Below are 22,026 nucleotides of genomic sequence, written 5' to 3' on the forward strand. Positions count from 1 at the left end.
TCTCGCGCCGCATCTGCTCCGCAAAGATGCGAAGGTGCCCCCGCGACGAATCGATGGTTGCCCGAGAGGCCTTGGAGCCATGCAAAAACCCGGGTCACGACCAGTTTACCATGACCGTTCAACAAGCATATTTTGCTGCGCTGCACTTGAAAGATGGGCGGTTTTGGCTAAAGTGTAGGCATAACGCTTGACTGCCCAATCGTTGTGCTCAAGAGTGCAAGGCGGTCGCAATGATGCGTCTGATCAGCTCGTGAGTCGTCCGTGACCGGTCCGGCCAAGATTAGTGCCAAATCTACCACCAAGCCCTTGAGAATAGGCGAAGTTTCGCTCGCCAACCGGGCCGTCCTGGCGCCGATGTCGGGGGTCACCGATGCGCCGTTCCGCCGCTTGGCGGCCGATCTCGGTGCCGGGCTCGTCGTCTCCGAGATGACGGCCAGCGACGATCTCGTGAGGGGGCGGTGGATATCCCGGCTGCGCTGTGAGGCCAGCGGCATTGGGCCGCATGTGGTCCAGCTCGCCGGCTGCGAGGCGCATTGGATGGCGGAAGGCGCGCGCGTCGCAGCCGATGCCGGTGCCGACATCATCGACATCAATATGGGCTGCCCGGCGCGTCACGTCACCGGCGGCCAGTCCGGCTCGGCGCTGATGCGCGACCTCGATCATGCGCTTGGTCTGATCGAGGCGACGATCTCGGCGGTCGAGGTGCCCGTGACCTTGAAGATGCGGCTCGGCTGGGACGAGCGCAGCAGGAATGCGCCGGAACTGGCGCGCCGCGCCGAAGCCGCCGGGGTCAAGCTCATCACCGTGCACGGCCGCACCCGCAGCCAGTTCTATAAGGGCGAAGCGGATTGGACCGCGGTACGCGCGGTGAAAGATGCCGTGACCGTGCCGGTCGTCGTCAACGGCGACATCACCTCGTATGCGGACGCACGCGCGGCGCTCGATGCCTCCGGTGCCGACGCCGTGATGATCGGCCGCGGCGCGCAAGGCGCCCCCTGGCTGCCCGGCCAGATCGGCCGCCGGCTCGACGGCGGCGCGGACGAGGGCGCGCCGGAGCTCGCGCAGCAGCTCGCCTATCTGACGACGCTCTACGACGAGATTTGCCGCCACTATGGCGAGCGGGTCGGCCTTCGCCACGCCCGCAAGCATCTCGGCTGGGGCCTCGATGTCGCCGCCCAGACGGCGCGCGCGCCCCAGGACAAATTGAAGATGTGGCGCCAGCGCATCCTCACATCAGAACAGCCGGCCGATGTGCATCGGCAGCTTCCCGACGCCTTCGATGACTTTGCCTGGAGTGCAGCCGCATGAGCACCGCCGCAGAACAGCGCAAGCAGCCGCCATCCGATGGCGATGCCGTTCTCAACGCCTTGCCCAATCCGGTGCTGGTGGTCGGGCCGGACGGGATGATCGTGGACGCCAACATGGCGGCGGAATCCTTTTTCGATTCCTCCACGCAATTCCTGCAGCGGCAGTCGCTGAAGAAACTGGTGCCGTTCGGCAGTCCGCTGTTGGCGCTGATCGACCAGGTCCGCACCACCAGCGCCCCGGTCAACGAATACAAGGTCGATCTCGGCACGCCGCGCACCGGCGCCGACCGGCTGGTCGATCTTCATGTCGCGCCGCTGCCCGAGCGGGCCGGCCATATCGTGGTGATGCTGCAGGAACGCACCATCGCCGACAAGATGGACCGCCAGCTCACCCATCGCAGCGCCGCGCGCTCGGTGATCGCGCTGGCCGCCATGCTGGCGCATGAAATCAAGAACCCGCTCTCCGGCATCCGCGGCGCCGCGCAGCTTCTCGAACAGCAGGCCTCCTCAGAAGACCGCATGCTGACGCGGCTGATCTGCGACGAGGCCGACCGCATCGTCACCCTGGTCGATCGCATGGAGGTGTTCGGCGACGATCGCCCGGTGGCGCGCGGGCCGGTCAACATCCACTCCGTGCTCGATCATGTGAAGCGGCTGGCGCAATCCGGCTTCGCCCGCAACGTCCGCTTCATCGAGGACTACGACCCTTCGCTGCCGCCGGTGCTCGCCAACCAGGATCAGCTGATCCAGGTGTTCCTGAACCTGGTCAAGAACGCCGCCGAGGCGGTGGTGGATCTCGGCACCGACGCCGAGATCCAGCTCACCACCGCGTTCCGTCCCGGCGTGCGGCTCTCGGTGCCCGGCAAGAAGTCGCGGGTGTCGCTGCCGCTGGAGTTCTGCGTCAAGGACAACGGTCCCGGCGTGCCGGAAGACCTGATGCCCAATTTGTTCGATCCGTTCGTGACCACCAAGCCGACCGGGAGCGGCCTCGGTCTTGCATTGGTCGCGAAAATCATCGGCGACCATGGCGGGATCATCGAGTGCGAGTCGCAGCCGCGCAAGACTACCTTCCGGGTGCTGATGCCGATGTACAGCGCCAACAAACAACCAGACCACAGCCCAGATAGACGACATGGCGATGACGTTGCCGGGACGCCGTTGCATGCCTCACAGGGATCAAGATGAGGACGACCCATGCCTGCAGGTAGCATTCTAGTCGCGGACGACGATACGGCGATCCGCACGGTCCTGAACCAGGCGTTGTCGCGCGCCGGCTACGAGGTCCGGCTCACCGGCAACGCTGCCACCTTGTGGCGCTGGGTCAGCCAGGGCGAGGGCGATCTCGTCATCACCGACGTGGTGATGCCGGACGAGAACGCGTTCGACCTGTTGCCGCGCATCAAGAAGATGCGGCCGAACCTGCCGGTCATCGTGATGAGCGCGCAGAACACCTTCATGACCGCGATCCGGGCGTCGGAGCGGGGGGCTTACGAATATCTGCCGAAGCCGTTCGACCTGAAGGAGCTGATCGCCATCGTTGGCCGCGCGCTGGCCGAGCCGAAGGAGCGGGCGGCGGCGCAGCCGGACGATTCCGAGTTCGAATCGATCCCGCTGGTCGGCCGCTCGCCGGCGATGCAGGAGATCTACCGCGTGTTGGCGCGGCTGATGCAGACCGACCTCACCGTGATGATCTCGGGCGAGTCCGGTACCGGCAAGGAGCTGGTGGCGCGCGCGCTGCACGATTACGGCAAGCGCCGCAATGGCCCGTTCGTCGCCGTCAACATGGCGGCGATCCCGCGCGACCTGATCGAGTCCGAGCTGTTCGGTCATGAGCGCGGCGCCTTCACCGGCGCCAATGCCCGCGCCTCCGGCCGCTTCGAGCAGGCCGAGGGCGGCACGCTGTTCCTCGACGAGATCGGCGACATGCCGATGGAAGCCCAGACGCGGCTTTTGCGCGTGCTGCAGCAGGGTGAATACACCACCGTCGGCGGCCGCACCCCGATCAAGACCGACGTGCGTATCGTCGCCGCCTCCAACAAGGACCTGCGTATCCTGATTCAGCAGGGCCTGTTCCGCGAAGACCTGTTCTTCCGCCTCAACGTGGTGCCGCTTCGGTTGCCGCCCTTGCGCGAACGCATCGAGGACCTGCCGGATCTTGTCCGGCATTTCTTCGCGCTGGCGGAGAAGGACGGGTTGCCGCCGAAGAAGCTCGATGCCGCGGCGCTGGAGCGGCTGAAGCAACACCGCTGGCCCGGCAACGTGCGCGAACTGGAAAACCTCGCCCGGCGTCTGGCCGCCCTCTATCCACAGGACGTGATCACCGCCTCCGTGATCGATGGCGAACTGGCGCCGCCGGCGGTCACGACCGGCGCCAACGCATCGCAATCGATCGACAATCTCGGCGGCGCGGTCGAGGCCTATCTGTCCTCGCACTTCCAGGGCTTCCCGAACGGCGTGCCGCCGCCGGGCCTGTATCACCGTATCCTCAAGGAGATCGAGGTGCCGTTGCTCACTGCGGCGCTGGCGGCCACCCGCGGCAACCAGATTCGGGCGGCGGACCTGCTCGGCCTCAACCGCAATACGCTGCGCAAGAAAATTCGCGACCTCGATATCCAAGTCTACCGCAGCGGGGCCTGACGGCGCATTTCGAACCAGCCGGGCTCGATTACCGCTGGAATTAAACTGGACAAGTCCGCGCCGGCTCCGAGCGCCGCGGATTTGTCGCAATTCGGCAACATTGTGGTAGGAATGCATCAGTCCGAATCGTCGGACTTCCCCGCGTTCAGCCACAACCCTTGCCGGAATGACCAACGCAGAGACCTCGGCCCCCCCGTTCGATTCGTCGCCCCCCGAAGGGCGGCGCTGGACGTGGCGTACCTTATTGGCGCCGGTGGCGGTGGCGCTGGCGCTTGGGTCCGCCTTTTTGACCTTCGTCGTGCTGGTCGGGCTGACCCCGATCGAACCGACCGAGGAGGTCGTCAACACCTTCTACCTGGTCGATGCCGGCACCATCCTGATCCTGGTCGGGATCATCATCCGCGAGGTCTGGCAGATGGTCCAGGCCCGCCGGCGGGGCCGGGCGGCGGCGCGGCTGCACGTGCAGATCGTCAGCCTGTTCTCGATCATCGCGGTGCTGCCGGCGGTGCTGGTGGCGATCGTCGCCAACGTCACCATCGACCGCGGCCTTGACCGGCTGTTTTCAGGGCCCGCGCGGGAGGCGATCCAGAATTCGCTGACGGTGGCGCGCGCCTATACTTACGAGCATGCGCAGCTGATCCGCGGCGACATTCTCGGCATGGCCAACGACATCGCCCATGCGAGGCCGCTGTTCGATCAGGATCGCGCCACCTTCCGCGAGATGCTCACCTCGAGTGCCGTGTCGCGCAATCTGCCGGGCGCGATGCTGATCGACAAGGACCGCAACGTGCTGGAAACGGCGCAGACCGGCGTCCAGTACAGCTTCCAGACCCCGCCGGCCGATTTCCTCAGCAACGTCAACGAGACCGAGCCGCAGATCGCGGTGTTCCCCGAGGCCAATTACGTCGCGGCGGTGATCCGCCTGCGTGCCTTCAACGACACCTTCCTCTATGTCGCACGGCTGCTCGATCCGCGCGTGGTGGCGCAGCTCAAGCAGACCGAGCTGTCGGTTGCCGAATATGCACAGGTCGAGTCCCGCCGCGTCGGCATCCAGGTCGCATTCGCGCTGATGTTCGCGGTGATCGCGCTGACCATCCTGATGGCCGCCGTGCTGCTCGGGCTGAATTTCGCCAACGGGCTGGTATCGCCGATCCGCCAGCTGATGAACGCGGCCAAGACAGTCTCGACCGGCGATCTCAACGTGAAGGTGCCGGTCCACGCGTCAGAGGGCGATCTTGCCCAGCTCGGCGAGACCTTCAACAAGATGACGCAGGAGTTGCGCACCCAGCGTGACGAGCTCGTCAACGCAAGCGAGCTGATCGACAGCCGCCGCCGCTTCATCGAGGCCGTGCTGTCGTCGGCCTCCGCCGGCATCATCGGGGTCGATGCGTCAGGCTCGGTCGGCATTCTCAACCGCTCGGCGGAGAAGCTGATCGGGCATGCCGAATCAGAGACGCTCGACCATCCGCTCTCGGACGTGCTGCCCGAGCTGGACGAGATGATGAAGACCGCGCGCGAAGGCAAGCAAAGGCTGGTGCAGGGCCAGATCACGATCCAGCGCGACGGCAACGAGCGTAATCTCTCGGTGCGGGTCACTGCGGAGCAGACCAACCAGGCGCGCGACAGCTACATCATCACGCTCGACGACATCACCGAATTGGTCTCGGCACAGCGTACGTCGGCCTGGGGCGACGTGGCGCGCCGCATCGCGCACGAGATCAAGAATCCGCTGACGCCGATTCAACTTTCCGCTGAACGGATTCGCCGCAAATTCGGCAAGGTCATCACCGAGGACAAGGCCGTATTTGAGCAATGTACCGAGACGATCGTGCGGCAGGTCGACGATATCAGGCGAATGGTCGACGAGTTCTCACGTTTCGCGCGGATGCCGAAGCCGGTGATGGAAGGCGAGGATGTCGCCGATACCGTGCGTCAGGCCGTGTTCCTGATGAAGGTCGCCCATCCCGAAATCGATATCGAGACGGACATCAAGCAGGATCCCCTGCGCGCGCAGTTCGATCGCCGGCTGATTTCGCAGGCGCTGACCAACATCATCAAGAACGCAACCGAGGCGATCGAGGTGGTGCCGCCGGAGGAGCTCGGCAAGGGCCGCATCGACGTGGTGGCCGCTCGGGAGGGCGAGGACGTCTTGATCGATGTGATCGACAATGGCATCGGCCTGCCCAAGGTGGCGCGGCAGCGGCTCCTTGAGCCCTACGTCACGACGCGTGCCAAGGGCACCGGCCTTGGCCTCGCGATCGTCGGCCGCGTTCTGGAGGACCACGGCGGGCGGCTCGAATTGAAGGACGCGTCCGATTTTCGTCCGGGCCAGCGCGGCGCCTGGATGCGGCTGCGCTTTGCGCTGTCGGGACAGGCGGCCAAGCCGGACGCGAAGGAGCAGGGCGGCCCGGGGGCTGCCGCACCTGCGCAAACAAATGCATCGGCCGGGGAAACCGCAGGGCCGGCAGAGACGACCAATGACGAAGCGAAAATCAAAGCCGCCTCAGGCGGCTGACGAGACAGGCGTGATCCATGGCGAGTGATATTCTGATTGTCGACGATGAGGCCGATATCCGGGAGCTGGTCGCCGGCATCCTGGACGACGAGGGCTTCACGACGCGCACCGCGCGCGACAGCGATTCGGCACTGGCCGAGATCGCGAGCCGCCGCCCGCATCTGGTGTTTCTCGACATTTGGCTGCAGGGCTCCAAGCTCGACGGTTTGCAGTTGCTGGAGCAGATCAAGAAGGATCATCCCGACCTTCCGGTCGTGATGATCTCCGGCCACGGCAACATCGAGACCGCGGTCGCCGCGATCAAGCGTGGCGCCTACGATTTCATCGAGAAGCCGTTCAAATCCGACCGGCTGATCCTGGTGGCGACACGGGCGCTGGAGAATTCGCGTCTGAAGCGCGAAGTCCGCGAACTGAAGCAGCTGGCGCCGACTGCGAGCGTGATGACGGGCCGGTCGCCTGCGATGAATCAGCTGCGCCAGACCATCGAGCGTGCAGCCAAGGCGAACAGCCGAATCCTCATCGTTGGCCCGCCTGGTTCCGGCAAGGAGCTCGCCGCGCGTACTTTGCATGCGGCTTCGCCGCGCGCCGAGGGGCCGTTCATCGTGATCAATGCCGCGGCGATCACACCGGAGCGCATGGAAGAGGAGTTGTTCGGCGTCGAGCTGTCGAATGGCGAACAGCCGCGCAAGACCGGGGCGCTCGAGGAAGCACATGGCGGCACCTTGTTCGTCGACGAGATCGCCGACATGCCGCGCGAGACCCAGAACAAGATTCTGCGGGTGCTGGTCGACCAGACCTTCCAACGCTCGGGCGGCACCACCAAGGTACATGTCGACGTCCGAATCATTTCGTCCACCGCGCGCAATCTCGAAGAGGAGATCGGGGCCGGCCGTTTCCGCGAGGATCTCTACCATCGCCTCTCGGTGGTGCCGATCCGCGTGCCTCCGCTCGCCGAACGGCGCGAGGACATTCCGGAGCTGATCGACTACTTCATGGACCAGATCTCGGCGACGACCGGCCTGCCGAAGCGGCAGATCGGACAGGACGCCATGGCCGTGCTGCAGTCGCATGTCTGGCCGGGCAATGTGCGCCAGCTCCGCAACAACGTCGAACGCGTGATGATTCTCGCCGCCGGTGGGCCTGAGGTGATCATCACCGCCGACATGCTGCCGCCCGATGTCGGCTCGATGGTGCCGGCGATGCCGACCAGCAATAATGGCGAGCACATCATGGGCTTGCCTTTGCGCGAGGCACGCGAGGTATTCGAGCGCGACTATCTGATCGCCCAGATCAGCCGTTTTTCCGGGAATATCTCGCGCACCGCGGAGTTCGTCGGGATGGAACGATCGGCCTTGCATCGCAAGTTGAAGGCGCTGGGGGTCGGGTAGTGGTGCGACGTTCGCTCTACGAGAGCGATTTTGCTCGGGACAAGGGGGCATTTTCCGCAGTTTTACGGGAGAATTGCCAGTGTTTCGGAACTGGTGTGCGCGTAAGCGGCTTGCCTATTGATCGCGGCTGCCTTCTAATCCTACCGCCCATGCTCCGCGAGGGGGATCTCACTGGAGCATAGGCAACCTGAAATGGTCCGACTGGCGTCGGATCGCGGACGGTTCAATAAGAAAAAAGCACAAGACGCGAGATAACAACAATGGCGGCAGACCGCGCTCAAAATCTACAAGACACCTTCCTCAACCACGTTCGCAAGACCAAGACACCACTGACGATCTTTCTGGTGAACGGGGTAAAGTTGCAGGGGATTGTCACTTGGTTCGACAATTTCTGCCTGCTGCTTCGGCGCGATGGGCATTCGCAGCTGGTCTACAAGCATGCGATCTCGACCATCATGCCGGGGGCACCGATCCAGCTGTTCGAAGGCGGCGAGGACTCATCGGCGTGAGAGTGATCTGATTGGAACCTCGTGAGCGCAATGGGGGCGCCGACCGATCGAGGTCGGCAGATGGTCAGGATCCCGAACGGGTTAAACACACCGGGCGGGTGGTCGTCATCGGTCCGTATTTGCGCCCACGCCGCGGCGATGGCGCCGCGCCGCAAGGCTCGTCCCAAGGCTTATCCGATGCACGCGATTTCGAGGCACGGCTCGACGAGGCCAAAGGACTGTCACGCGCCATCGACCTGACGGTGGCGGACGCGGTGATCGCGCCGATCGGCCAGATCAGGCCTGCAACCTATCTCGGCAAGGGCAAGGTCGACGAAATCGGCGCATTGATCGCCGGCCATGGCATCGAACTCGTCGTCATGGACTGCTCGCTCGCGCCGATCCAGCAGCGCAATCTGGAGAAGGCCTGGAATACCAAGGTGCTCGACCGCACCGGGCTCATTCTCGAGATCTTTGGCCGCCGCGCCAAGACCAAGGAAGGCGCGCTGCAGGTCGAGCTTGCGCATCTCAACTATCAGCGCAGCCGCCTGGTTCGCTCCTGGACCCACCTGGAGCGCCAGCGCGGTGGCTTCGGCTTCATGGGCGGTCCCGGCGAGACCCAGATCGAAGCCGACCGCCGGCTCATCGGCGAGCGCATCACCCGGCTCGAGAACGAGTTGAAGAAGGTGCAGGCGACGCGAAGGCTGCATCGTGCCGGACGCCAGCGCGTGCCCTACCGCGTGGTGGCACTGGTCGGTTACACCAATGCCGGCAAATCAACCCTGTTCAACCGGCTCACGCGCGCCGACGTGCAGGCCGCCGACATGCTGTTCGCTACGCTCGATCCGACCCTGCGCGCCATCAGCCTGCCGCATGGCGGCAAGGCCATGCTGTCCGACACCGTCGGCTTCATTTCCAACCTGCCAACCCAACTCGTCGCGGCCTTCCGCGCCACGCTGGAAGAGGTGCTGGAGGCGGACGTGATTCTGCATGTGCGCGACATCTCGCATGAAGACGCAGAGGCGCAGCAGCAGGATGTCGAGATGGTGCTGAGCCAGCTCGGCATCGATCCGCATGCCAGCGACAACCTCATCGAGGTCTGGAACAAGATCGATCGCCTGGACGACGACGCCCGCGAGAACCTCGTCAACACCGCGGCGCGCCGGTCGCCGGAACGGCCGTGCCTTTTGGTCTCGGCGGAAACGGGGGAGGGTGTGGATATCTTGTTGCAGGCGATCGAGGACCGGCTCGCAGCCGCGCGCATCACCCTTGATCTCTCCATCGATGCTGCCGATGGCGCTGGCATCAGCTGGCTGCATCGCAACGCCGAAGTGCTCGACAAGGAGTTGCATGACGGCCGCTACGAGATGACGGTGCGTGTCGATCCCAGCAAGCGCGACATCGTCGTCGATCGCTATCACGCCGTGCCGAGGGTGGCGTGAGGAAGCGTGAGGCCGGTCTGACGGGTCTTGGAGTGCTCCTGCGGTTCCAAGCTTCGTAATCGAGGACTCGCGAGATGATGCGGACCTTCGGAGCTGGGTACTGTTCCAGGTCCGGGTTCAACGTTGGAGTGGCGCGCCAACGCTCCGCGAGCGGTCGGACCCGAGGAGGGCAATGTGGCGGGCCGGCGACAGCGCGTGACAGGAAATGTGCTGTGCGGTCTCTCGGCAAGATCATGCCCCGAAAAAGAACCAAAGTGCGACGAGGACTTCATCCTCCGGTAATTGCGCTTCGGGCAAAGACGGCTCCTTGAGACACATGGACATCGGCGGTGATTTGATGGACGGCTCGCGCGCGGTCAGCGAGAAGGGAACCGCACGGCAGGCCACCGTTAGCCGGTCGTACCGGTGGGGGCCTGCCTGGGGCGTTTTGCTGCTTTCATGTGTGATCGTCAGGCCGGCCGCATCGACAGAAGATGCGGCACGGGTTGAATCGACCGTTGTCGACATCGAGAAGAGCCAGGGAGAGCGGGAGTCTGCACCTGCCGCCGAGGCGCAAGAACCGCGGCCGAAAATCGCTTCGCCCGTGCCCGAAGCGCAGAACCCAACGCCCGGCAACGCTGCGCCGGGAGTCTCCGCGCAGTCGGTGAAGGGAGAAACGGAAGGAGTGGCGCGATCGCCACAGGCGCAGAAATCCGACGGCGAGGCCACGGCTGCGCCGCAACTCGTGCTGCCTGCCGACGTCGCCCAGAAGGTTGGCCATAAGATCTGGCTCAACGAAACCGGCGGCAATCGCAACGCGGTCACGTCGTGGAATGCCAACGAGGACTTCGCCTCGCTGGGTGTCGGTCACTTCATCTGGTTTCCGGCCGGGAATCCGACGGCGTTCGAGGAAAGCTTTCCGGCGCTGCTCGCATTCCTGCGCAAACAGGGGGCCCATCTCCCGCCGTGGCTGGACAAGACACCCATTCCTCACTGTCCCTGGATCAACCGGGCAGAGTTCAAGAGAAACTTCAACTCGCCCGAGATGCAGCAACTGCGACAGTTTCTGCTCGCGACCGTGCCCGGACAAATTCAGTTCCTCGTAGCCAGAGCCCAGGGCGCGATCGACAAGATCCTCGAAAATACGCCTGATGTGGCCGAGCGCGAGCACATCGTCGTGCAGTTCTCGCGCATCGTACAAGCCTCCAAGGACCTCTATCCGTTGATCGACTACATCAACTTCAAGGGAGAGGGCACCAACCCGGCCGAAACGGCCGTCAACCGGCAGACCGGAAATCGGCAGGGATGGGGGCTGAAGCAAGTGCTCCTCAGCATGAACGGCACGTCGAGCGATCGGACCGCCGTGCTCGCAGAGTTTACCGACGCAGCACAGTCTGTCCTGCAGCAAAGGGTTCGTAATCTTCCAACCAACCACATCTGGGAGGCCGGCTGGCTGCGCCGCGTCGAGACCTATCGCCGTCCGATCGCCGATCTGGATGTGAGCCCCATGCGAGGTCGGAAGCGAGTCGTCGCGCGCGAAGATGGTTAGTTGCGCGCGCGATCCGGCAACGTGCGTGTAGCTTGAACGCTAAACAGGCTGCATCACGTCGGGTGACGCCACGCCCTCGACCGGTGCGTAGCTATTTCTCCTGCGCCTTCGCCTCGTTCCACAATTCGTCCATCTCGTCGAGCGAAGCGTCGGCCGGTGCGCGGCCGTTCGCGGCAAGCGCGCCCTCGATATAGGCGAAACGCCGCTCGAACTTGGCGTTGGTCGAGCGCAGCGCCGTTTCAGGATCGACCTTGGCGTGACGGGCGAGGTTGACCAGTGCGAACAACAGGTCGCCGGTCTCTTCGGTCAGCTGCGTCGCGTCGCCGCCATCGAGTGCGGCTTCGATTTCGTCGGCCTCCTCGCGGATCTTTTGCAGCACCGCGCGCGGGTCGTTCCAGTCGAAGCCGACGGTCGATGCCCGACGCTGCAGCTCCATCGCGCGCACGAGCGCCGGCTGTCCGGCCTTCACGCCGGAGAGCAGGCTGGGTGCGGCCGCCTCGGCCGGCCGGCGGGCGGCGCGCTCGGCCTTTTCCTCTGCCTTGATACGGTCCCAAGTGCCCTTGGTCGGCTGCGTGATCTTACCGTCCTTGTCGGGAAACACGTGCGGGTGGCGCCGGATCATCTTGGTGGTGATGGCTTCGACCACGTCCCCGAACGCAAATTCCTGCTGCTCCTCGGCGATGCGGGCGTGATAGACCACCTGCAGCAGGAGGTCGCCGAGCTCCTCCTTGAGATCGTCGAGGTCGCCGCGGATGATCGCATCCGCGACTTCATAGGCCTCCTCGATTGTGTAGGGAGCGATGGTCAAAAATGTCTGCTCCAGGTCCCACGGGCAGCCGGTCACCGGCGTGCGCAGCTGGGCCATGATCTCGATGAGGCGGGAAATGTCGCGGGAGGGTTTCACGGGGGGGTCCTCTAGTTCACCGCAGTTATGCAGCGCGCGAAATGCATTGCCTATTGATCGAGATCATGCGCCTGCGGCTGTTGCTCAGCGAACGGGGTAAGCCTGATACGCAACCGGCTCAACCAGCGGAATGACGGATTGGAGGAAGGCGATTAGCCTTTCCTTCTGCGGAAATGACTTGAACCCGGTGACGCGGTACTCAAGCTCCTTGGCCTTGTAATAGCCGTTCAATAGCTCGATCTCGGGCAGGTATTCCTGGACGAGCGGCGATATGGCGTTGTGTTTTGCCTCGGCCACCTTCTTCGCCGCCTTAGCGATGTCGTGGCCGTACCGCTTCTTTAAACGCTCCAGTTCCTCGCCGCCGGCCAGGAGGAAAGCCTTGAGCACAACCTCCATTGCATGCCCGAGCAGGTAGTAGGTCGGCAGCGTCACCGTCCATTCGCCAGACTTGTGCAAAAGCTCTGCCGCCTTCAGCATCTGCTTCGCGTCAGTGACTAGGCCAATAGCGTGCGTGCGCAGTTGTTCGGGGGCTGTGGCATCCATCAAGCGATCCTCGAAAAACTATATTCATAGTCTCCGGGGCAGCCGGTCACGGGCGTGCGCAGCCGGGCCATGATCTCGATGAGGCGGGAGATGTCGCGGGACGGCGTCATGTGAGGTCCTGGAACCGAGCGGGCTTTTGAGACCTGTATGCCTCAAGAGCGGCGTGCGTCCCAGCGAAAACCCACTCTGCGCCACAGCTTGGTTGGCCCGTAGCGCAGAGAAGTGCTAAGCGGGGCCGATGACAACTCTGGACAAAACCGCACTGGTGCTGTTCTCGGGCGGACAGGATTCCACCACCTGCCTGGCCTGGGCGTTGGACCGTTTTGCGCGGGTGGAAACCATCGGCTTCGCCTACGGCCAGCGCCATGCCATCGAGCTCGACTGCCGGACGCGGCTGGTCGACGGCATCAAGCACCTGCGGCCCGATTGGGCGGACAGGCTCGGCGAGAGCCATACGCTCGAGATCCCCACATTGGCTGCGATCTCGGAGACGGCGCTGACCCGCAATGTCGCGATCGAGATGGGAGCGGATGGCCTGCCCAATACCTTCGTGCCGGGCCGCAACCTCGTGTTCCTGACATTTGCCGCCGCGCTCGCCTATCGGCGCGGCATCGCCGATATCGTCGGCGGCATGTGCGAGACCGACTATTCCGGCTATCCGGACTGCCGGAACGAGACCATCAAGGCGCTGCAGACCGCCCTCAATCTCGGCATGGCCAGGAATTTTGAGCTCCACACACCGTTGATGTGGTTATCGAAGGCCGCGACCTGGCAACTTGCGCATGACCTCGGCGGAGCAGGGCTGGTCGATCTGATCCGCGACCATTCCCACACCTGCTATCTCGGTGAGCGTGGCGCCCGGCACGATTGGGGCTATGGCTGCGGCCAATGCCCGGCTTGCGAGTTGCGCGCCAAGGGGTGGCGCGAATACGCCGCCGGCGTTTAGTTCGTTCCGTTGCAACCAGTCATCGGGTGCTTCCGTCCGACGGCTCGCAAGACCGGGCAGCAGTCTCGGGTCAGGCGGCCGCTTCGTCGCTCTCCTCGGAAACAGTCGGATGGGCCGAAGGCGGCTCCGTTTGGGCGACGGCGCTGGCCGGCGGCTCCGCTGTTGCCTTGGTGAGATCGCGATAGGCGATCTCGCGCAGGTCCTCATCGATACCGGCCTCGTCGACCGGCGCGGAGGGAGCGCGGACAGCGACGATGTCATCGTCGACGAGATCGGCGTCGATATCGAGCGGCAAAATAGGGGACTGCATCGGAGTATCCGTCGCAGCGCTTAGGCCGGCCTCTGCATGCAGAGTCTCTTCGAGCTCGGCGGGTGCTGGTTCGCCGGCCTCGGCATGGGGCGCCGGCATCTCGGGCTCCGCGAAGATCGCCACGGTTTCCAGAGCGGCCGCAGCCTCTGTCATCGCCGGTTCGTGCGACCGGCCCGCGCCCTCGTCATCCTTGCTCCGAACGCCGAGATCGATCGCGATCTCCTCGATCAGCCGGTCGATTGCAAGCAGGGCGCGATATTCCGGAAGGCTGTTCAGATGCTGCTCGTATCGGTTGCGGGCAAATTGCAACGAGTCGATCACTTCGGCGGCGATCGGCGACAGAGAAGCCTCGGCGTTCTGCAGTGCATGGGCCGCCCGTTCGGTCGAGCGGTCGACCTGCAGAAAGGCTTCATATTGCGGAATCAGTTTAAGCTGCTCGTGATAGTCCTGTCGCAGTGCGACCAGCGAATTCACGATGTTTCCGAAGGATTCGACCTCAGACATGTTTGCCCCCTGACTCTCTTCGCTTCGAGATCACGCGCGAGTACGCGACCGGCGCAGGCGGAATGATACGAATCTCGGCACCTATGCGCCACCACCTGACTTGCGAATTTCCCGGCGATGGTTGCGATAGGGTTGCGCCGATCTCGCACGCCGATAGGTGCGCAAACTGACGGCCTCGCACGGCTTCAATCGGAAAAATCCGCGGGTATCAGTTCGATCGGCTTGCCGTGCGGGGTGCGGTCGGCGGCGTGATCCCATGCGTCGCGATAGCGCGTCAGGGTTGTGGCCGATGTGACGCCTTTTTCCGCGACCAGCCGCTCAAGCGTCGCGAGCCAATGCAGGTAGTAGGTCTCGCCGGTGTCGGCGTCGCCGGCCGCTTGTGCGCGCGCGATCTCGTCGGCCAGTGCTGCAGCCCATTCGCCCCATGTGAACAGGCCGCGCGCATGCAGGGAGACCGCGATCGCAAATGCATGGGCTTCCCAGGGGGCGCGGAACACCGGACCCTCATCGTCGCGAGGAATGTCGGGCAGGGCACGCGCGGCCTCCCGCGCGGCGTTGCGCTCCACGCTCATCACGCCGGCTCCAGGTAGGGCTCGAACGCATCCACCGTGACTTCGAGCATCGGATCGGGTGCGTCTGGCCACAGCTCCGCGCCGCTGAAGGAGACGGTGTAGAGCCATTGCGGATCTTCGCCCGCGCCGCTTGTATTGCTGTCGGGAAAGACGTGCACACCTCTCACCGCTTCGATGCGGCCGGCGTGGCCGCGCACGTAGCGCGGCAGACGGGTGTGGGTCGGCGGATGAATGTCCTTGGCGCGCACGCGAGCGCCCACCGCATAGAGTGCCGGTCGTGTGACTTCGCGCTCGCTCGGGCCGCCCCGATGCAGCATTGCGGCGACGCCGTCCGCAGTCAGAATTCTTGCGACGGGCTTGGCCGGATGCAGTGATCGACCGGCGGCGATCTCATCTGCCTCCACGAGATGACGGTCCTGCATGAGGCGTTCGAGACCGGCGAGCCAGATCTCGTAATAGCTCATGCCGAGATAGTCGGCCGCCGGCCGGTTCTCGCGCGCAAAGCGCGACATATCGATGTTCCAGCCACCCGGCATCGCCATTGCCAGGGTCATCGCAAACGCGCGACGCTCCCATTCGGCATGGAACACCGGCTCGTTCGGCTCCGGCCGCACCGGGCCGGACCAGGGCACCCCGCCCATGTCATGCGCGCCATCCATTACGCCACCTCGCCCGGTTGCTTCGGCAGGCCGGTGCCGATCATGCTGTCGCGGGTGACGAGCTCGGCGAGCTTCTCCTCGCTCCAGCCCTCGGTGCCTTCGGGGCGCATCGGCAGCACGAAATAGCGGATCTCGGCGGTCGAATCCCACACGCGGATCTTGGTGGTGGGCGGCAGCTCGAAACCGAAATCCTGCAGGACGCCGCGCGGATCCTTCACCGCCTTGGCCCGATAGGGCGCCGATTTGTACCAGACCGGCGGCAGGCCCAGGACCGGCCAGGGATAGCAGGAGCACAGGGTGCACACGACCATGTTGTGCAGCTCGGGCGTATTCTCGACCGCGACGATATGCTCGCCCTGGCGGCCGGCATAGCCGAGCTCGCCGATCGCAGGCGTCGCATCGGCCAGCAGGCGGGCGCGAAACGCGGGATCGGTCCACGCCCGGGCCACGACGCGGGCGCCGTTGCGCGGGCCGACCTTGGTCTCATAGGTCTCGATCAGCACGTCGAGCGCGGCCGGATCGATATAGCCCTTTTCGGTCAGGATGGATTCGAGCGCACGAACGCGCAGCTCGGTCTCGGTCAGCTCCGAGTGATCATGGTCGTGAGGGTGATCTGTCATGGCGCAACCATAGGCGCAATCGAGCCGGACTGTCGAGACGACGGTGCATGGCCGTAATGACCTCGATATGATGCTATGATTGGCCCGGATTCACGGCGACAGCCGTTCAAAACGCGCTGAAGATGTGGTTCCTACTGCCGTCGGCGCTCATGTACCCGGCGACGACTGAAGCCCTATGTGTTCAAGGACAGCCAATGCCAAACGATGTCTCCCGTCGTGATTTTGCCAAGCTGGCCGGTCTGGCCGCCCTTGGAACGGGAGGCGCGACTGCGACAGCACAGGAGGGGCCCGTGACGAACGAGCCAGCAGCGCCCGGCCGCCATTTCCCGCACGACTTCGTCTGGGGCACCGCGACCTCGTCCTACCAGATCGAGGGGGCAGCCAGGGCCGACGGTCGCGGGCCTTCGATCTGGGATGTCTTCACCCATGCGCCGGGCCATATCGAGGACGGCAGCACCGGTGACGTCGCCTGCGATCACTATCATCGCTACAAGGACGATGTCGGCCTGATCAAGGAACTCGGCTGCAAGGCCTATCGGTTCTCGATCGCCTGGCCGCGGCTGTTTCCGGATGGCGGCAGCACGCCGAACCCGAAAGGGCTCGATTTCTACAACAGGTTGGTGGACGAGTTGCTCGCGAACGGCATCGCGCCCTATGCCACGCTGTATCATTGGGATCTGCCGCAGGCGCTGCAAGAGCGCCTCGGCGGCTGGCGTTCGGCCGAGACCGCGAAGGCTTTCGCCGATTACGCCGGCTACGTCGCCGAGCACTTGAGCGATCGCGTTAAGACCATCTTCACCGTGAACGAATGCGGACGTTTCATCCCGTTCGGTTATGGCCTCGGCATCGACGCGCCCGGGCTGAAACTGCCGCAAGGAGAGGTGAACCAGGCGCGGCACCACGTAGCGCTGGCGCATGGGCTCTCGGTGCAGGCGATCCGGGCCAGGGGCCGCGCGGGTACGCAAGTCGGCATGGCCGAGAACATCACGGCCTGCGTGCCGGCGATCGACACGCCGGAGAACATCCGTGCCGCCGAGATCGCCACGCGCGAATTGAACGCAGGCTTCCTCAACGTGATCCTGGAAGGCCGCTATACCGACGCCTTCCTGGCCTGGGCCGGCAAGGACGCCCCGAAATTCACTGCGGACGAGTTGAAGATCATCTCGGCGTCGGTCGATTTCGTTGGGCTCAACATCTATGCGCCGCAGGCCTATGTGGTCGCGAGCGACAATGCGCCCGGGTTCCAGGCGCTGCCGATGCCGTCCTCGTTCCCGCATATGAGTTCTCCCTGGCTCCTGGTCGGGCCGGAGATCGCCTATTGGGTGCCAAGGTTCGCGGCCAAGATCTGGGATCTGAAGACGATTTACATCACCGAGAATGGCACCTCCTCGGACGACAAGGTGAGCCCGGACGGTAAGATCCACGACCTCGATCGGGTGATGTACCTGCGCAATTACCTAGCCCAACTGCAGCGCGCGACCGCGGAGGGCGTGCCGGTGAAAGGCTATTTCCTGTGGAGCCTGATGGATAATTTCGAATGGGTGTTCGGCTATCGGCAGCGCTTCGGCGTCTATCACGTCGATTTCGACACCCAGGCTCGCACCCCCAAGCTCAGCGCGTCCTTTTATCGCCATGTGATCGCAAAAAATGCGCTGCTGGCGTGACGAGCGCTAACCGAACGTCATAGTTCGCGCAGAAGATGCGATGCTGCCGTTGCCGCATCGAACATTGTATGAAGGCGACGGTCACAACGGGGATCGTGGAGGCGGGCATGGGACGCATCACTTTCATCCTGGCTATGCTGTCCGCACTTTGCCTGCAGCCGGGCAGGGCGTTGGCATGGGGGGCTCAGGGGCACGAAGTGGTCGGGGACATCGCCGCGAAGCTGATCGCCGACAATGCCAATGCGACCAAGCAGGTCCATGACATCCTCAACGACCCGCTGCCGTCCGACGCCGAGATCAAGGCCATGAAAGATCGCCACGTCTGGCGCCAGATCGGGCTGCAACAGGCGGGTCCGTGGGCGGATTGCGTCAAGGCCGTCGCACACCACGATGGCAACCGCTTCAAATACGAGCTCGATCCCAACCATCCCGAATATGAAACGGCGTGCATTCCGTTCAATTCGGCACTCGAACGGGCTCGCATGGAGGACTATGTCAGCCGCAACTGGCACAGCGAAACCTGCTCCTACCAGCCGTCCGGTTTCGAACAAGGCTGCCACAACACCTTCCATTTCGACGACGTTGCGATCCAGCGCGATGCTTTCGACCGCAGCGAGGTCGGCACCAACCCCCACGATCTGGTCGCGGCGGTCAATGCCGCACTCGCCGTGCTGACCGACAAGCCGGCCCCGGCGCCGTTCTCGATCCGCGACAAGAAGGAAGCGTTGCTGCTGCTCACGCATTTCGTCGGCGACCTGCATCAGCCGCTGCATGTCGGCGCGGTCTATCTCGATGCGCAGGGCGTCCTGGTCGACCCTGATGCCGCGCGTCAGGACAATCCTGACAACCAGACCGCCGGCGGCAATCTGATCCAGGACCAGAATGTCAACCTGCACGCCGAATGGGACGACATTCCATTCGACATTGGCCACGCCGCGACGCGCGAACTGCTGGCGGCCGCACGTGCGGTGCCGGCAAGTTCCGGGCCGCTCGAGAATTGGGCGGGGGATTGGGCGACCGACACGCTGCAGGTGGCCAAGACCGCCTTTCAGGGGCTCAGCTTTGCGCAAACCGATCCACCCCCGCATCCGAAATGGGCGGTGATATTTCCGGATCGTCTGACTTACATGCACCTTGCCGACGAGATCAAACGGCAGCAACTGGCGAAGGCGGGTGCCCATCTCGCGCAGATCCTCAACACGATCTGGCCGAAGAACTGATCAGCATGAAATGCGCTTCTCGTGCCGCACGCAGCGCGTGATGCGGCCGGCACACACTGTGCAACTAATTTGAGTTGGCTGCGCTTCTGTGCCGCAGGGTTCACAGACTTGCCTTAAACCCGTGGTGCAGCCTAGTTGGCGTCGGACCACTCGTTCCGGCCATCAACCGAGATCCCCGTCATGCGTATGTATGCTTCTTCGTCAGCCGTCGCCCATCGTGCCGGCGCGTTCTGTTGCGTCCTTTTCGCGATATTCATGAGCGTGCCGGCGCACGCGCAGGCGGCCTCGCCCGAACCGTCGGCGCCGGCCGCCACTGAAAAGTCCGACCAAGCAAAGACGGTCGCGCCAGATGGGAAGCCGGCGGCAGCTGAGCAGAAGCCCGCGGCCGCTGAGTCCGGCCAATCCGGCGCGGAGCCTGAGAAGCCTGCAGCAGCCCAGGAGAAAGCGCAGACCGAACCGCAATCGGCGCCTGCGCAAGGCGACTCCGTAGCCGCGAAGGATCGGCCGTCCGCGGCGGTCGAACCCCCGGCGGCCGGCGCCGAGAAGCCCGCGGTCGCCGACGAGAAGAAAGAGTCGGACAAGCCCGCTCAGGCTGAGGAGAAATCCGCTGTCGTGCCGGAGAAAGCGGTAGCCGCACCGGAGCCCGCCGCAGCACGGAGCGACAAGGTTCCGGCGGTTGAGCCGAAGCCGTCCGAGAAGGCGGCTGCCGTTCCGGAGAAGCCGGCTGACACCAAGACGGCGCCAGCGCCTCAGGACAAGCCGACCGCCGCGGACGAGAAGAAGCCCGCAATCGAGGAGGCCAAACCAGCGGCGGCACAGGACAAGCCGGTTGCAGCGACGCCCGCGCCTGCAGCGCCGAGCCAGGCGAAGTCAGCAACTCCCCCGAAGCCGGCAGCCAAGCCGAAGGTTACGACGCGCGCCTCGGAACACGTCGAACACGATGCGCCAAAGCCGCGCAGACATCATGCACGCGACGAAGACGAGGAGCCCGTCGTCAAGCGCAAGCACCGTGCCCACGTCGCCCACCGCCACGAGGCCGATCTCAGGTGCATGCATTTCCGCACCTATGACGCGGATCGTGGCACGTACCGCGGCTACGACGGACGCATCCATTCCTGCAAATGAGCCCAGGTCGATGTGGATTGCTGGTCGCGCCAGCTCAGCACCGCGAGCCTTGATTGGTTCGGCTCGCGATGTCTGGCAGCCATGACATGCCCCGCCGGCGGACAAACGCGAAGAAAGCTGGACTGGAGCTGACTGGGCCTGGCCTGATCGCCAGTCTCGAAAATCTACCCGGCGCTGAACGCTGAAAGCCGATGCGTTGGCGCCATACTAGATCGCGACCTGCTGGTCCGTGACGGGAGGCTGCACACCGATCACCTCGGACAGCAGGGCTGCGCGGCCCTGCACGAGTTGCGCCGCGAGCGCCGCGCACTGGTTGCGGATGTCAGGGATGGCCATGATCTCCCAGAACGCGGCGCGGGTCAGCGGGCCGATCGCAAACAGCCGTTGCGACAACGTTCCGTCCGCGTGGATGATCGTGCACTCGGCCGTGACGTCGATGCCGATCCGAAGCGGATCGGGTCGCGCCAGCCCCTGATCGAACAGGCTGCGGACGGCAGGATTGATGGTTGCCCGCGGATCGCGGACGATGCCCGTGCAATCGACGATCGCACCGACCTCGATAGTTTCGGCCTCCGGCCGGCCGCGCCGGCGATAACGAACCCGAGCGCCGCTCGTGCCGCCTTCGATGCCGACCAGTTTGGCAGCCGTCACTGTCAGCTGGCCGTCCGCGATCGCCTCGACGATGCGCGCCTCGACCTCCGGCGCCATGCGGTGCCGATGCACGTCCCACCAAGCCCTGGCATGCTCCAGGAAGCTGCGCTTGGCGGAAGCTGGCAGCTCGCGCCACAGCTGGTGGCTGAAAGGTCTGACTGCATCGATCACGCTGCGCCAGTCGCCGCCCGCCGCCACATGGGCCGCGATGCGTTGCCGGAACCAGCGCAGCAAGGTGCTGGCGCCGGCGCCGAAAGGAATATCTTCCTCCCGGATGGACAGCGGCGCCGTGCGCCGATGGCCTCTGGCCATCAGGCCGCGGCGCGACATCGCGATGATGGGCCCGCGATGACCTTCGCGCAGCAAGGTCAGCACGTAGTCAGCCATGGTCAGGCCGGTGCCGAGGATCAGCACGGCCGCGTCCTTGCTGAAGCCGGGAACGGATGGAGAAATCCAGGGATCGGCGTGCCAAGCCGATCGGGCGGTCGCAGCGTCGTGACCTGTTGCGAGCACAGCGACATCGCCGACGAGACGCGAACCATCGGCCAGGCTGACAGTGACGTTGCCCCAGCCCTCGCTCACCGCGATGCATTCGCCACGGACGATCGTGAGACGCTGCTCGCCGTGCTCCGGCGATAGAAACGGATCCACCAGGCTTGCGATGTAATCGCCATAGAGGCGGCGAGGGACGAAGCAGTAGGGATCGGGGCGGAACGGCGCGGCGTTTGGACTCGTCGACAACCAGCGCCAGAAGTGATCGGGATCGTCGGGCAGGGCGCTCATATTGGCCGCGCGGACGTTGAGGAGATGATCGGCATTGCCCGTGTGATAAGCAAGCCCGCGGCCGATCTCACAGCGCTTTTCGATCAGCGTGACGCGGAAATCGGAATGTGGATGCTGCAGCAGCTGATAGGCGAGCAGCACGCCCGAGGCACCGCCGCCGATAATGATTGCGTGTCGTTCCGGGAAGCAGCTCATCCGAGGCGCCTCGTTCTTTGAGAGC

Annotated in this window: 19 protein-coding genes and 1 pseudogene; 12 read left to right on the plus strand and 8 right to left on the minus strand. The window is 64.4% G+C overall.

Features of this window, described 5'->3' with window-relative positions:
• The first annotated feature begins 306 nt into the window (after positions 1 to 306).
• From dusB to QX071_RS17635, 8 genes are all read left to right on the plus strand, one after another.
• Positions 307 to 1,308, plus strand: a complete 1,002-nt coding sequence (dusB, locus tag QX071_RS17600) for a tRNA dihydrouridine synthase DusB (protein WP_315704284.1) — start codon at positions 307 to 309, stop codon at positions 1,306 to 1,308.
• Positions 1,305 to 2,492, plus strand: coding sequence for a nitrogen regulation protein NR(II) (locus QX071_RS17605; RefSeq protein WP_315703897.1), 1,188 nt, complete (start codon positions 1,305 to 1,307; stop codon positions 2,490 to 2,492). Before dusB ends, QX071_RS17605 begins: the two co-directional genes overlap by 4 nt.
• Positions 2,493 to 2,501: 9 nt before the next feature.
• The gene (gene ntrC, locus QX071_RS17610; protein WP_315703898.1) at positions 2,502 to 3,944 is read left to right on the plus strand and encodes a nitrogen regulation protein NR(I); all 1,443 of its coding nucleotides are present in this window, start codon (positions 2,502 to 2,504) and stop codon (positions 3,942 to 3,944) included.
• Between the two features lie 166 nt (positions 3,945 to 4,110).
• On the plus strand, positions 4,111 to 6,459 hold the full coding sequence (locus tag QX071_RS17615) for a PAS domain-containing sensor histidine kinase (protein WP_315703899.1): 2,349 nt from the start codon (positions 4,111 to 4,113) through the stop codon (positions 6,457 to 6,459).
• Between the two features lie 17 nt (positions 6,460 to 6,476).
• Positions 6,477 to 7,847 carry a sigma-54 dependent transcriptional regulator gene (locus QX071_RS17620; RefSeq protein ID WP_315703900.1) on the plus strand — a complete coding sequence of 457 codons (1,371 nt, stop codon included), beginning with the start codon at positions 6,477 to 6,479 and terminating at the stop codon, positions 7,845 to 7,847.
• A gap of 260 nt (positions 7,848 to 8,107) precedes the next feature.
• Positions 8,108 to 8,356, plus strand: coding sequence for an RNA chaperone Hfq (hfq, locus tag QX071_RS17625; protein ID WP_315703901.1), 249 nt, complete (start codon positions 8,108 to 8,110; stop codon positions 8,354 to 8,356).
• Between the two features lie 11 nt (positions 8,357 to 8,367).
• Positions 8,368 to 9,777: a GTPase HflX gene (hflX, locus tag QX071_RS17630; RefSeq protein ID WP_315703902.1), complete on the plus strand. Its 1,410-nt coding sequence runs from the start codon at positions 8,368 to 8,370 to the stop codon at positions 9,775 to 9,777.
• 316 nt (positions 9,778 to 10,093) lie between these two features.
• Entirely contained in the window at positions 10,094 to 11,305 is a 1,212-nt protein-coding gene (locus tag QX071_RS17635) for a hypothetical protein (RefSeq protein ID WP_409977494.1), read from the plus strand.
• Positions 11,306 to 11,396: 91 nt separating this feature from the next.
• Here the strand turns inward: QX071_RS17635 and mazG are convergent, their stop codons facing one another.
• From mazG to QX071_RS17650, 3 genes and pseudogenes are all read right to left on the minus strand, one after another.
• Entirely contained in the window at positions 11,397 to 12,209 is an 813-nt protein-coding gene (mazG, locus tag QX071_RS17640; RefSeq protein ID WP_315703903.1) for a nucleoside triphosphate pyrophosphohydrolase, read from the minus strand.
• Between the two features lie 84 nt (positions 12,210 to 12,293).
• Entirely contained in the window at positions 12,294 to 12,752 is a 459-nt protein-coding gene (locus QX071_RS17645) for a hypothetical protein (RefSeq protein WP_315703904.1), read from the minus strand.
• Between the two features lie 2 nt (positions 12,753 to 12,754).
• Positions 12,755 to 12,862, minus strand: a pseudogene (locus QX071_RS17650) (nucleoside triphosphate pyrophosphohydrolase); the annotation flags it as partial.
• A gap of 128 nt (positions 12,863 to 12,990) precedes the next feature.
• Between QX071_RS17650 and queC the strand changes: the two are divergent.
• The gene (gene queC, locus QX071_RS17655; protein ID WP_315703905.1) at positions 12,991 to 13,698 is read left to right on the plus strand and encodes a 7-cyano-7-deazaguanine synthase QueC; all 708 of its coding nucleotides are present in this window, start codon (positions 12,991 to 12,993) and stop codon (positions 13,696 to 13,698) included.
• A gap of 70 nt (positions 13,699 to 13,768) precedes the next feature.
• On the opposite strand, the gene QX071_RS17660 is transcribed toward queC, so the two are convergent.
• From QX071_RS17660 to nthA, 4 genes are all read right to left on the minus strand, one after another.
• Positions 13,769 to 14,512 (minus strand): hypothetical protein, encoded by a 744-nt coding sequence (locus tag QX071_RS17660; protein WP_315703906.1) that lies wholly within the window; start codon positions 14,510 to 14,512, stop codon positions 13,769 to 13,771.
• A gap of 185 nt (positions 14,513 to 14,697) precedes the next feature.
• Entirely contained in the window at positions 14,698 to 15,084 is a 387-nt protein-coding gene (locus tag QX071_RS17665; protein WP_315703907.1) for a nitrile hydratase accessory protein, read from the minus strand.
• Positions 15,084 to 15,743 (minus strand): nitrile hydratase subunit beta, encoded by a 660-nt coding sequence (nthB, locus tag QX071_RS17670; RefSeq protein ID WP_315703908.1) that lies wholly within the window; start codon positions 15,741 to 15,743, stop codon positions 15,084 to 15,086. The genes QX071_RS17665 and nthB overlap by 1 nt, the downstream gene beginning before the upstream one ends.
• The gene (gene nthA, locus QX071_RS17675; protein ID WP_315703909.1) at positions 15,743 to 16,363 is read right to left on the minus strand and encodes a nitrile hydratase subunit alpha; all 621 of its coding nucleotides are present in this window, start codon (positions 16,361 to 16,363) and stop codon (positions 15,743 to 15,745) included. The genes nthB and nthA overlap by 1 nt, the downstream gene beginning before the upstream one ends.
• A gap of 194 nt (positions 16,364 to 16,557) precedes the next feature.
• Here nthA and QX071_RS17680 point away from each other — a divergent pair, with 194 nt between their 5' ends.
• The 3 genes from QX071_RS17680 to QX071_RS17690 all read left to right on the plus strand — a co-directional run bounded on the left by QX071_RS17680 (position 16,558) and on the right by QX071_RS17690 (position 20,372).
• Positions 16,558 to 18,027, plus strand: coding sequence for a GH1 family beta-glucosidase (locus QX071_RS17680; RefSeq protein WP_315703910.1), 1,470 nt, complete (start codon positions 16,558 to 16,560; stop codon positions 18,025 to 18,027).
• Positions 18,028 to 18,134: 107 nt separating this feature from the next.
• Complete coding sequence (locus QX071_RS17685) at positions 18,135 to 19,247, plus strand: S1/P1 nuclease (RefSeq protein WP_315703911.1); 1,113 nt, start codon at positions 18,135 to 18,137, stop codon at positions 19,245 to 19,247.
• Between the two features lie 255 nt (positions 19,248 to 19,502).
• Complete coding sequence (locus QX071_RS17690) at positions 19,503 to 20,372, plus strand: hypothetical protein (RefSeq protein WP_315703912.1); 870 nt, start codon at positions 19,503 to 19,505, stop codon at positions 20,370 to 20,372.
• A gap of 207 nt (positions 20,373 to 20,579) precedes the next feature.
• Here the strand turns inward: QX071_RS17690 and QX071_RS17695 are convergent, their stop codons facing one another.
• Positions 20,580 to 22,001: an FAD/NAD(P)-binding protein gene (locus QX071_RS17695; protein WP_315703913.1), complete on the minus strand. Its 1,422-nt coding sequence runs from the start codon at positions 21,999 to 22,001 to the stop codon at positions 20,580 to 20,582.
• Positions 22,002 to 22,026: the final 25 nt, after the last annotated feature.

The organism is Bradyrhizobium sp. SZCCHNS1022 (assembly GCF_032484835.1).
GTDB lineage: Bacteria > Pseudomonadota > Alphaproteobacteria > Rhizobiales > Xanthobacteraceae > Bradyrhizobium.

Excerpts from the sequence above, each read along its gene's own strand:
- QX071_RS17605 (WP_315703897.1), top strand. The coding sequence starts at position 1,305 with ATGAGCACCGCCGCAGAACAGCGCAAGCAGCCGCCATCCGATGGCGAT.
- ntrC (WP_315703898.1), top strand. The coding sequence starts at position 2,502 with ATGCCTGCAGGTAGCATTCTAGTCGCGGACGACGATACGGCGATCCGC.
- QX071_RS17615 (WP_315703899.1), top strand. The coding sequence starts at position 4,111 with ATGACCAACGCAGAGACCTCGGCCCCCCCGTTCGATTCGTCGCCCCCC.
- QX071_RS17620 (WP_315703900.1), top strand. The coding sequence starts at position 6,477 with ATGGCGAGTGATATTCTGATTGTCGACGATGAGGCCGATATCCGGGAG.
- hfq (WP_315703901.1), top strand. The coding sequence starts at position 8,108 with ATGGCGGCAGACCGCGCTCAAAATCTACAAGACACCTTCCTCAACCAC.
- QX071_RS17635 (WP_409977494.1), top strand. The coding sequence starts at position 10,094 with ATGGACATCGGCGGTGATTTGATGGACGGCTCGCGCGCGGTCAGCGAG.
- QX071_RS17645 (WP_315703904.1), bottom strand. The coding sequence starts at position 12,752 with ATGGATGCCACAGCCCCCGAACAACTGCGCACGCACGCTATTGGCCTA.
- queC (WP_315703905.1), top strand. The coding sequence starts at position 12,991 with ATGACAACTCTGGACAAAACCGCACTGGTGCTGTTCTCGGGCGGACAG.
- QX071_RS17660 (WP_315703906.1), bottom strand. The coding sequence starts at position 14,512 with ATGTCTGAGGTCGAATCCTTCGGAAACATCGTGAATTCGCTGGTCGCA.
- QX071_RS17665 (WP_315703907.1), bottom strand. The coding sequence starts at position 15,084 with ATGAGCGTGGAGCGCAACGCCGCGCGGGAGGCCGCGCGTGCCCTGCCC.
- nthB (WP_315703908.1), bottom strand. The coding sequence starts at position 15,743 with ATGGATGGCGCGCATGACATGGGCGGGGTGCCCTGGTCCGGCCCGGTG.
- nthA (WP_315703909.1), bottom strand. The coding sequence starts at position 16,363 with ATGACAGATCACCCTCACGACCATGATCACTCGGAGCTGACCGAGACC.
- QX071_RS17680 (WP_315703910.1), top strand. The coding sequence starts at position 16,558 with ATGCCAAACGATGTCTCCCGTCGTGATTTTGCCAAGCTGGCCGGTCTG.
- QX071_RS17685 (WP_315703911.1), top strand. The coding sequence starts at position 18,135 with ATGGGACGCATCACTTTCATCCTGGCTATGCTGTCCGCACTTTGCCTG.
- QX071_RS17690 (WP_315703912.1), top strand. The coding sequence starts at position 19,503 with ATGAGCGTGCCGGCGCACGCGCAGGCGGCCTCGCCCGAACCGTCGGCG.
- QX071_RS17695 (WP_315703913.1), bottom strand. The coding sequence starts at position 22,001 with ATGAGCTGCTTCCCGGAACGACACGCAATCATTATCGGCGGCGGTGCC.